Consider the following 1,637-nt stretch of genomic DNA (forward strand, 5'->3'; position numbering starts at 1 on the left):
TGGATTAACAAAAATGGTATGCGGATAAAGCTAACTAATGATTCACATTTGAATGATGATTTAGATACTCCGATTGACATTTAGAAGAGATAATAAAAATCAAAGAACAAAAACAAGCTGGTTACAGGGCTCCAAATAATTAAAAAATAGACGTCATGGATTTATGAAATCGAATACAAGGAGTGGTGTTTTATGATGTCCAAAAACAATACGAACGGCAGAAATCAATTCGCGATGCTCACGATTGATGATCTTGTTCCCAAAGATCATCTCGTTCGAAAGATCGATGCCGCGCTTGATTTTAATTTTATTTATCCAATCGTCGAAGCCACTTACTCTGATTTAGGGCGACCAAGTGTTGATCCAGTCATTTTGATCAAATTAGTGTTTATCCAATATTTATTCGGAATTCGTTCCATGCGGCAAACGATCAAGGAGGTAGATACCAACGTTGCTTATCGTTGGTTCTTAGGCTATTCCTTCGAAGAAAAAATTCCCCATTTTTCAACCTTCGGGAAAAATTATGTGCGACGGTTTAGAGAAACCACATTGTTTGAGGATATTTTTGCTTATATTTTAGAACAAGCAGTCAAAGCCGGTTTTGTGACAGAGGATAATTTGTACCTTGATTCGACTCACATTAAAGCCAATGCTAATAAGCATAAGTTCACAAAGGAAATGACCCATGACGAAGCGAAAGCCTATCAAGATGAATTAGAAGATGAGATCAATCGTCAACGAATCGAAGCCGGAAAACGCCCTTTTACTTTGGACTTAGAAAAGGAAGTGAAGCTGAAAGAAAGAAAAATAAGTAAAACCGATCCAGAAAGCGGCTACTACGTTAAAGGTGAACGAGAGAAACAATTTGCTTATTCCGCCCATACTTCATGCGACGACAACGGGTTTGTTCTCAGCACGATAGTAACTCCTGGAAATATTCATGACAGTCAAGTTGCCTTTCAACTCGTCAAACAATCGAAGAGTCTTTTTCCTGGAATCAAACGAGTGGTTGCTGATGCTGGCTATAAGACACCTAAATTTGTTCACTTTTTGACTCATTTGAACCTTCATCCTTGTTTGCCTTATACTAGGACTAAAGGGAAAAAGGGATTGTTATCAAAAAATGAGTTTCTTTACGATGAGTATTATGATTGTTATATTTGTCCGAAGGATCAAATGCTCGATTTTTCAACGGTCACTCGAGAAGGGTACCGAGAATACAAATCCAACCCAAAAGAATGTGTGAACTGTCCGCTGCTAAAGACATGTACGGAAAGTAAAAACCACCAACGAGTCATTACGAGACATGTTTGGGGAGATTTAATGGATGAAGTGGAACATCTTCGTCTGACAGATTTGAATAAGGCCGTTTATAAAAAACGAAAAGAGACGATTGAACGAATATTTGCGGATGCAAAAGAAAAGCATGGGATGCGTTGGACCAAGTATCGAGGCTTGGAAAAAGTCGCGACGCATACGATGCTGGTGTTTGCTGCAATGAATTTAAAGAAATTAGCCACTTGGCTATAAAAAGGCAAAGAGCCTTTATTTTTTTGTCCTAAATTTCGAAAGAAATCAGCTAAAAAGACGTTCAATACTCAAATTACGAGTTTTGAACGTCTTTTGTCTACAGTCTG

1 pseudogene is annotated in these 1,637 nt (G+C 37.9%); it reads left to right on the forward strand.

Annotated elements, in window-relative coordinates:
• Nucleotides 1-192 precede the first annotated feature (192 nt).
• Nucleotides 193-1,637, forward strand: a pseudogene (locus NRIC_RS18455) (IS1182 family transposase); the annotation flags it as partial.

Source organism: Enterococcus florum (assembly GCF_004309355.1).
GTDB classification, from domain to species: Bacteria; Bacillota; Bacilli; order Lactobacillales; family Enterococcaceae; genus Enterococcus_A; species Enterococcus_A florum.